Source organism: Kitasatospora sp. NPDC057512 (assembly GCF_042802135.1).
Taxonomy (GTDB): Bacteria; Actinomycetota; Actinomycetes; order Streptomycetales; family Streptomycetaceae; genus Kitasatospora.
This window is the reverse complement of record NZ_JBHVET010000327.1, coordinates 1-8,747: the sequence shown is the minus strand read 5'-3', so window position 1 is coordinate 8,747 and position 8,747 is coordinate 1. Positions and strand designations below refer to the sequence as shown.

Annotated in this window: 6 protein-coding genes; 1 reads left to right on the top strand and 5 read right to left on the bottom strand. The window is 72.6% G+C overall.

Going from position 1 to position 8,747, the window contains the following annotated elements; translation table 11 throughout:
• Positions 1–149: 149 nt before the first annotated feature.
• The 5 genes from ACFU6K_RS21455 to ACFU6K_RS21435 form a co-directional block, all read right to left on the bottom strand.
• Positions 150–2,036: a glycoside hydrolase family 15 protein gene (locus ACFU6K_RS21455; RefSeq protein ID WP_380665305.1), complete on the bottom strand. Its 1,887-nt coding sequence runs from the start codon at positions 2,034–2,036 to the stop codon at positions 150–152.
• Between the two features lie 73 nt (positions 2,037–2,109).
• On the bottom strand, positions 2,110–3,006 hold the full coding sequence (locus ACFU6K_RS21450) for a carbohydrate ABC transporter permease (RefSeq protein WP_380665302.1): 897 nt from the start codon (positions 3,004–3,006) through the stop codon (positions 2,110–2,112).
• A complete protein-coding gene (locus ACFU6K_RS21445) occupies positions 2,993–3,988 on the bottom strand; it encodes a carbohydrate ABC transporter permease (RefSeq protein WP_380665300.1) in 996 nt (331 codons plus the stop codon). Before ACFU6K_RS21445 ends, ACFU6K_RS21450 begins: the two co-directional genes overlap by 14 nt.
• A gap of 142 nt (positions 3,989–4,130) precedes the next feature.
• Positions 4,131–5,384, bottom strand: coding sequence for an extracellular solute-binding protein (locus tag ACFU6K_RS21440; protein WP_380665298.1), 1,254 nt, complete (start codon positions 5,382–5,384; stop codon positions 4,131–4,133).
• Positions 5,385–5,441: 57 nt separating this feature from the next.
• The gene (locus ACFU6K_RS21435) at positions 5,442–6,434 is read right to left on the bottom strand and encodes a LacI family DNA-binding transcriptional regulator (protein ID WP_310593080.1); all 993 of its coding nucleotides are present in this window, start codon (positions 6,432–6,434) and stop codon (positions 5,442–5,444) included.
• A 209-nt stretch (positions 6,435–6,643) separates the two neighbouring features.
• Between ACFU6K_RS21435 and ACFU6K_RS21430 the strand changes: the two genes are divergently transcribed.
• Entirely contained in the window at positions 6,644–8,713 is a 2,070-nt protein-coding gene (locus tag ACFU6K_RS21430; RefSeq protein WP_380665296.1) for a glycogen debranching N-terminal domain-containing protein, read from the top strand.
• Positions 8,714–8,747: the final 34 nt, after the last annotated feature.

Genomic DNA, 8,747 nt, shown 5'->3' with positions numbered 1-8,747 from the left:
GTGCGCGCCCTGCTGGCCGACCCGGCCCGCCGCGAGCGGCAGGTGGCGGCCGGCCGGCAGCAGGCCGACACCTGGCCGGACGAGGCCGCCACCGTCGCCCAGGTGCTCAGCACCTACGACGAGCTGGTGCAGCGCGGCTAGGTCTGCTCCTAGACCGTGGCCCGCTCGACCCGGTCGGTGGCCGGGCCGTCCGGCTGGGCGGACAGGTACGCCGCGCCGCAGGCGGTCAGCCGCAGGGCGGTGTCGATCAGCGGGACGTGGCTGAAGGCCTGGGGGAAGTTGCCGACCTGGCGCTTGAGCCGCGGGTCCCACTCCTCGGCGAGCAGGCCGACGTCGTTGCGCAACGCGAGCAGCCGGTCGAACAGCTCGCGGGCCTCCTGGACCCGGCCGATCATGGCGAGGTCGTCGGCGAGCCAGAACGAGCAGGCCAGGAAGGCGCCCTCGTGGCCGGAGAGGCCGTCCACGTTGTTGCCGGACTCGTCGTGGGTCGGGTAGCGCAGGACGAAGCCGTCCTCGGTGGACAGTTCGCGCTGGATGGCCTCGATGGTGCCGATGACGCGCTTGTCGTCGGCGGGCAGGAAGCCGACCTGGGGGATCAGCAGCAGCGAGGCGTCCAGCTCCCTGCCGCCGTAGTACTGGGTGAAGGTGTTGCGCTCCGGGTCGTAGCCCTTCTCGCAGACGTCCGCGTGGATGGTGTCGCGCAGCGTGCGCCAGCGCTCCAGGTGGCCGCCGGTGGGCTCGTCCTCGGGGGTCTGCTCCAGGAGTTTGATGGTGCGGTCGACGGCGACCCAGGCCATGACCTTGGAGTGGACGAAGTGGCGGCGGGGGCCGCGGACCTCCCAGATGCCCTCGTCGGGGTTCTGCCAGTGGTCCTCGAGGTAGTCGATCAGGCGCAGTTGGAGCTGGTGGGCGTGGTCGTTGCGGACGAGGCCGGTCATGTGGGCGAGGTGGAGGGCTTCGACGACTTCGCCGTAGACGTCGAGTTGGAGTTGTCCGGCGGCGCCGTTGCCGGTGCGGACGGGCTGGGAGCCCTCGTAGCCGGGCAGCCAGTCGAGTGAGGACTCGGTGAGCTCGCGTTCGCCGGCGATGCCGTACATGATCTGGAGGTTCTCGGGGTCGCCGGCGACGGCCCGCAGGAGCCATTCGCGCCAGGCCTTGGCCTCGTCGCGGTAGCCGGTGCGCAGCAGGGAGGAGAGGGTGATGGCGGCGTCGCGCAGCCAGGTGTAGCGGTAGTCCCAGTTGCGTTCGCCGCCGATGTCCTCGGGCAGGGAGGTGGTGGGGGCGGCGACGATGCCGCCGGTGGGGGCGTAGGTGAGGCCCTTGAGGGTGATGAGGGAGCGGATCACGGCTTCGCGGTAGGGGCCCTGGTAGGTGCACTGGTCGGCCCAGTCGTGCCAGAAGTCGGCGGTGGCGTCGAGCATGTCCTCGGCGTCGGGGGCGTTGGGGGCGTCGAGGTGGGAGGCCTGCCAGGTGAGGGCGAAGGCGATCCGCTCGCCGGCGGTGACGGTGAAGTCGGCGTAGGTGGTGAGGTCGCGGCCGTAGGTCTCGGCCTCGCCGTCCAGCCAGACGGAGTCGGGTCCGGCGACGGCGACGGTGCGGTGGCCGCCGTCGGCCTGCTCGACGCGGTGCACCCAGGGCACCACCCGGCCGTAGGAGAAGCGCATCCGCAGCGCGGAGCGCATCCGTACGGTGCCGGAGACGCCCTCGACGATCCGGATCAGTTGCGGGGCGGCGGTACCGCGCGGGGGCATGAAGTCCACCACCCGCACGGTGCCGCCGTCGGTGTCCCACTCGTGCTCCAGGATCAGCGAGTCGCCCCGGTAGCGGCGGCGGTCGGCGGGCCCGGCCGGGGCGGCGGTGCCGCCGCCGGGGCCGAGCCGCCAGAAGCCGTGCTCGTCGGTCCCCAGCAGGCCCGCGAAGACCGCAGGGGAGTCGAAGCGGGGCAGGCAGAGCCAGTCGACGGAGCCGTCCCGGCCGACTAGGGCGGCGGTCTGCATGTCGCCGATCAGCGCGTAGTCCTCGATGCGGGCGGGCACGGGCGTTCTCCAGAGTGGTGCGGAAGGGATGGGAGTGAAGGGATGGGAGCGAAGGGGTACGGAAGAAGCGCGGTCAGCCCTTGGACGAGCCGGAGTTGGCGTCGCGCACGAAGTGCCGCTGGAAGCAGAAGAACAGCAGCGCCACCGGGAGGGTGGAGACGAGCGCGGCCGCCAGCTTGAGCGGGTACTGGGTGCCGGAGCCGAGGCCGCCGGCGACGAAGTGGGCGAGTCCGGTGGTCAGGGTGTCGTGGTCGCTGGACTGGGTGGAGACCAGGAAGTGGGTGAACTCGTTCCAGGAGCCCTGGAAGGAGAGCACGGTGAGGGTGATCAGGGAGGGCCGGGACATCGGCAGCACGACCGACCAGAAGATCCGGAAGGTTCCGGCGCCGTCGATCCGCGCCGCCTCCTCGATCTCGCGCGGCACCGACTCGAAGAACTGCTTCATGATGAAGATCCCGGCGGCGTCGACCAGCAGGGGCAGGACCATCCCGCTGTAGGTGTCGAACATGCCGAAGCTCTTCAGCACCAGGAACTTGGGGATCAGCAGTACCACGCCCGGCACCGCCATGACGGCGAGCACGAAGCCGAAGAGCAGCCGCCGGCCGGGGAACCTGATCCGGGCCAGCGCGTAGCCCGCCATCGAGTCGAACAGCACCCGGCCGGCCGTGACCAGGACGGTCACCACCACGCTGTTGCCCAGCCAGCGCAGGAACGGGACGTTCTCCACGCCGTCCGCCAGCCCGAGCAGCCGCCGGTAGGAGGCGAGGGTGCCGCCGTCCGGGAGCAGCGACATCGGGTGGGCGGCCGCGTCCGGGTCGGTCTTGAAGCTGTTCACCAGTTGCAGCAGGAACGGCAGCAGGTAGACCAGTGCGAAGCCGGTCAGGGCCGCGTAGCCGAGGAGGCGCAGCGGTCGGGGGAAGCGGCCGAGGACCGGCCGGTCCTCGGCCCGCGGGGCGTCAGTGCGCGGCACGGCGGGCTCCCTTCCGGCCGGTCCCCGGCTTGCCGTCCCGTTCCCGCAGCACCCACCGCTGGACGGCGGTGAGCAGCAGGATCAGGCCGAGCAGGACGAACGCGATGGCGGCGCCCTGACCGTAGTCGGCGTTGTCGAAGCCGGAGGAGTAGGACAGGTAGGCGGGGGTGAGGGTGGTGTTGCCGGGGGCGCCCTTGCCCATCACGTAGACCTGGTCGAAGACCTGCCAGGTGGAGATCAGGCCGAGGGTCAGGACGAGGAACAGGACGGGCCGCAGCGCGGGCAGGGTGACGTGGCGCAGCAGTTGGCGGCGGTTGACGCCGTCCAGGGCGGCGGCCTCCTCCAGTTCGCGGGGGATGTCCTGGAGGGCGGCGAGGAAGATCAGCATGAAGGTGCCGGAGGTGGTCCAGACCGCCATCAGGATCAGGGTGGACATCGCGACGGAGGGCCCGGCGAACCACTCGGACCAGGAGAGTCCGAGCGGCCCGCCGGCGGTCGGCGCGGGCTGGTCGACGCCGAACCGGCCGAGTACCAGCCAGACCAGTCCGCGCGGGTCGGCGAACCAGTTCGGCCCCTGGACGCCGAGCCAGCCGAGCATCCGGTTGACGGCGCCGCTGCCCTGGAAGAGGAAGAGGAAGACCGTCGAGACGGCGATCGAGCTGGTGACGGACGGGAAGTAGAACACCGTGCGCAGGGCGCCGCGGCCGCGCAGCATCCGCTGGTTGACGGCGATGGCGAGGAAGAGCGCCAGCACGGTCTGGAGCGGCACGGTCAGTACCACGTAGTACAGGGTGTTGCGCAGCGAGGTGGCGAACAGGGTGCGGTCCAGGCCGTCCTGGGTGAACAGCCGCCGGTAGTTGTCCAGGCCGACGAAGTCCGCGCTGCCGCTGAAGGGGTTGGACTGGCCGTCCCAGTGCAGCAGGCTGACCCACAGGGCCATCGCGATGGGCAGGACCATGAAGAGCCCGAGGACGAGGACCATGGGGCCGGTGAACAGCCAGCCCCACGCTCCCTCGCGCAGGCCGCTCCCGGCCTTCGTACCGGAAGTACCGGAAGTACCGGAAGTACCGGAAGTACCAGAAGTACCGGACGTACGGGCGGTGCGGGCAGTACGGGCGGCGCTCTTACTTGGCATTCTTGAGCGCCTGCTCGCCGTTGCGCTGGAGGCTGCCCAGGACGGCCGCCGGGTCACCGGTCTTCAGCGACTGGAGGTCGGTGTTGAACTGGGTGAGCACCTGGTTGAACCCGGGGATGGTGACCGGCGGCTGGGAGGTGGCGACGCCGTCGACCCAGGCCTTGGACTCCGGGTACTGCTGGGCGTAGGTGGCCAGCGCGCTGGTGCGCGAGGGCATCACGCCGAAGGCCTTGGAGAACTCCAGCTGCTGGTCGGCGCTGGTCAGGTGCTTGACCAGGTCGACGCCGGCGGCCTGGTGGGTGCTCTTGGCGGCGATGCCCCAGCAGTTGCTGAAGGCCAGGGTGCCGGGGCCGGCCGGGCCGGCGGGCAGCGGGAGCACCTTGTACGGGACGTTCGGGTAGTCCTTGGCCATCGCCCCCTTCAGCCAGTTGCCCTCGATGGTCATCGCGGCCTTGCCCTTGCCGAGCGCCTCGCCGCCCCAGCCGGCGTCCACCTCGGCGACGTACTTGGCGGAGCCGGCCTTCATCATGGACTGGAGGTACTCCAGCGCCTGCTTGTTGGCCGGGCTGTCGGCGGTCATCGTCTTCTGCTCGGGGTCGGTGATCCAGCCGCCGGCCTCCTTCAGCAGGGCGCCGACCCGCTGGTAGTCGGGGGCGGTGACGAGGCCCGTGACGCCGTCCTTGGTGAGCTTGGCGGCGTCGTCGGAGAGCTGCTGCCAGGTGGTCGGGTAGTCGGCCTCGGTCAGGCCGGCCTGCTTCCAGAGGTCGGTGTTGATCGCCAGGCCCAGGGTGGAGCTGTCCTTGGGCAGGCAGGTGAGCTTGCCGTCGTGGCTGAAGGCCTTGCGCAGCTGCTCGGAGAAGTCCGCGGCGTCGGGTATCCGGTCGCCGTAGGCGTAGAGCGAGCCGCCCTTGGCGTAGTTCGCGAACTGGTCGGAGTTGACGTAGAAGAGGTCCGGCGGGGTGCCGCCGGCGAAGGCCTGGCCGAGCTGCTGGTTGATGTTGCTGGCGATCTGCACCGTGACGGTGTTGCCGGTCTGCTGTGCCCAGGCGGCGGTGGCCGCCTTGACCGCGGCGGTCTCGGCCTCGCCGGAGGTGGCGATCAGCACCGTCAGGTCCTGCTTGCCGCCGGAGGACTGCTTGGCCGTCGAGTCGCCGAAGCCGCCGGAGGAGGAGCAGCCGGTGACGGCGCCGAGGGCGACGGCCGCGAAGACGGCGGCCGCGGCGAGGGTACGGGAGGTGGCCATGCGGGATCTCCTTGCGAGGGTGGGTGGGGGGAGGGGAGATGGCTCGGGGGAGCGGTGTCACACGCTTTCGCGGAGCACCAGTTCCGGTTCCAGGAGGACGTGTTCGGTCGGCCGTTGCCGGTCGCCGAGCCGGTCGAGCAGGAGCCGCATGCACTCGCGGCCGACCGCGTCGAGCGGCTGGGCGAGGCTGGACAGCGAGGGGAAGAGCAGGGGGGCGATCGGCGAGTCGTCGAAGCCGATGACGGCCGCCTCCGGGCCGGGGGTGCGGCCGTCGTGCCGCAGGGCCTGGTACCAGCCGAGGGCCAGGGTGTCGCTGGCGGCCACGACCGCGGTCGCGCCGGCCGCGAGCAGCCGCTCGGCGGCCTCGGTGGCGCGCTCCGGGTCGTCCGGGCTCTCGGCCCGGCGGCCCCGGGTGGGCAGGCCGAGTTCGCGCATGGTGCTCTGCCAGCCGCGGGCGCGGTCGTCGCCGACGCCGGAGCCCTTGGGCCAGCCGAGGAAGCCGATCCTGCGGTGGCCGAGCCCGGCCAGGTGCCGGACGGCGGCCGAGGTCCCGGCGGCGCCGTCCACGTCGACCCAGTCGCCGACGTCCCGGCCGCTCCAGGTGCGGCCGAAGGCGACGTACGGGACGCCCTGCTCGTGCAGCCAGCCCTGGCGGCGGTCGCCGCGGTCGGTGCCGCTGAGCACGAAGCCGTCCGCGCCGTGCTCGTCCAGCAGCTGCCGGTAGCTGGTGAGCTCGTCGTCCCCGGGGGCGACGGCGAACAGCACCACCCGGTAGCCGGCCCGGTCGGCGGCCTCGGAGAGCGAGTGCAGGAACCGGTCCAGGACGGGGGTCGCGACGCCGGTGCTGCTGGAGCGGATGCCGTAGCCGATCAGCCGACTGGCCCTGGTCTTCAGGGCCTGCGCGGCCCGGTGCGGCCGGTAGCCGAGCTCGTCGATGGCGCGCCGGACCCGCTCCAGCGTCTGCGGGCGCAGCAGCTCGGGCGAGTTGATCGCGTTGGAGACCGTCTGGCGGCCCACGCCGGCCCGGGCGGCGACCATTTCGAGGGTCACGGCGGACCCTGCCCTGGGCCGGGGCGATGAGTGTGCATGCATGACGGCGATCCTAGGTTCTGTCTCCATCGACATGAATGTTGGAGCGTTCCAATCCGGGGTTCCATCATCCCCACCAGGGGGGTTAATGTCTTGGAACGCTCCAACGGCAGAAAGGTTGCGCCCGGGTGGAAGCAACTGTCAAGCCCCCAGCAGAGGATGAAGAGACCATGTCAGCGATAGAAGCGATTGAACTGCAGCCGTTCCTGCACGACGCCCGGCTCTCCGTGGCCGCCCCGAGCTTCTGCGCCTCCCGCCCCGACGGCCGGTTCGCCGGGGGAGCGGACGGCTTCTTCCACGGGGACCGCCGGATCCTCTCCCGCCTGGAGGCCACCGTCCCCGGCGTCCCCAACGCACCCGTCGCCACCGCCGAGGGCCCGGACGGCAGCACCACCTTCGTCACCGTGCTGCGCGGCCTCGCCGAGCAGACCGCCGACCCCGCCACCACCCTGGAACGCCGCCGCGAACTGCGCCCCGGACGCCTCACCGAGCGCTACACCGTCCACAACGGCGGCGACCTCACCGCCCGGCTGCGCCTGGACCTGCGCGCCGAGAGCGACTTCGCCGCGATGGACACCGTCAAGGCCGGCCGCGCCGACACCCCGCTGACCCCCGGCGCCGACGGCGACGACGCACTGCGCTGGAGCCGGGGCCCGCTCACCGCCGTCCTCGCCCTCACCCCGGCCCCCGACCACCTCGACCCCGCCACCGGCACCGCCGGCTACGACATCGAACTCGCCCCCGGCCAGTCCTGGCACGCCGTCCTGGAATGCACCGCCGAACACGCCGAGGGCGACCTCTTCCCCGCCCCGCCCGCCGACGCCGCCCCCTGGCGCACCCCCGAGGTCACCGGCCGCGAACACCACCTCGGCCACTGGCTCGCCCGCTCCCACCGGGACCTGCGCGGCCTGCTGCTCACCGACCCGCTGAGCCCCGCCGACACCTTCCTCGGCGCCGGCGCGCCCTGGTTCCTCACCCTGTTCGGCCGCGACTCGCTCTGGGCGGCCCGGATGCTCCTCCCGCTCGGCACCGAGCTCGCCGCCGGCACCCTGCGCACCCTGGCCCGGCGTCAGGGCCGCGCCGTCGACCCGGCCACCGAGGAGCAGCCCGGCAAGATCCTGCACGAGGTCCGCCGCGCCGGGCAGCACCTCGACAACGGCGCCCACCTGCCGCCCTGCTACTTCGGCACCGCCGACGCCACCCCGCTCTGGCTCGTCCTGCTGCACGACGCCTGGCGCTGGGGCCTGCCCGCCGACCAGGTCGAGGAACTCCTCCCGCACGCCGAGGCCGCCCTCGACTGGCTGGAGCGGTACGCCGACGCGGACGGCGACGGCTTCCTGGAGTACGTGGACAGCACCGGCAGCGGCCTGTCCAACCAGGGCTGGAAGGACTCCTCCGACAGCATCCGCTTCCGCGACGGCCGGATCGCCGACGCCCCGATCGCGCTCAGCGAGGTCCAGGCCTACGCCCACGAGGCGGCGGTCAAGGCGGCCGACCTGCTGGAGGCCTTCGGCCGCCCCGGCGCCGAGCACTGGCGGCAGTGGGCCGAGCGGCTGCGCGCACGCTTCCGCGACAGCTTCTGGACCGAGGACGGGCACGGCCGCTACCCCGTGGTCGCCCTCGACGGCGACAAGCGCCGGGTCGACTCGGTCGCCTCCAACATGGGCCACCTGCTCGGCACCGGCCTGCTCGACGCCGAGGAGAGCGCCCTGGTCGCCGCCCGGCTCACCGCCCCGGGCATGGACAGCGGCTACGGGCTGCGCACCCTGGACGCCGCCGCGGCCGGCTTCAACCCGCTCGGCTACCACACCGGTTCGGTCTGGCCGCACGACAGCGCCATCGCCGTCCACGGCCTGGCCAAGGCCGGACTGCACCAGGCCGCCGAGCCGCTGGCCGCCGGACTGGTGCGCGCCGCCGCGGGCTTCGACCACCGGCTGCCCGAACTCTTCGGCGGCCACCCGCGCGAGCACTACGCCCGGCCCGTCCCGTACCCGGCGTCCTGCCGCCCGCAGGCCTGGGCCGCCGCCTCCGCCGTCACGGTCCTCCAGTCGCTGCTCGGCCTGGAGGCCGACGCGCCGGGCCGCCGGCTGACGGTCCGGGCGCGGGTGCCCGCCGGGTACGAGTCGCTGCGGATCGACGGGCTGACGGTGGCCGGACTGCCGATCGAGGTGGCCACCGACCACACCGGCGCGGTCCGGCTGCGGGCGCCCGAGGGCTTCACCGTCACCGTGACGGACTGAGCTCCGGGCATCCGACGGCCCGACCGTCGGCTCC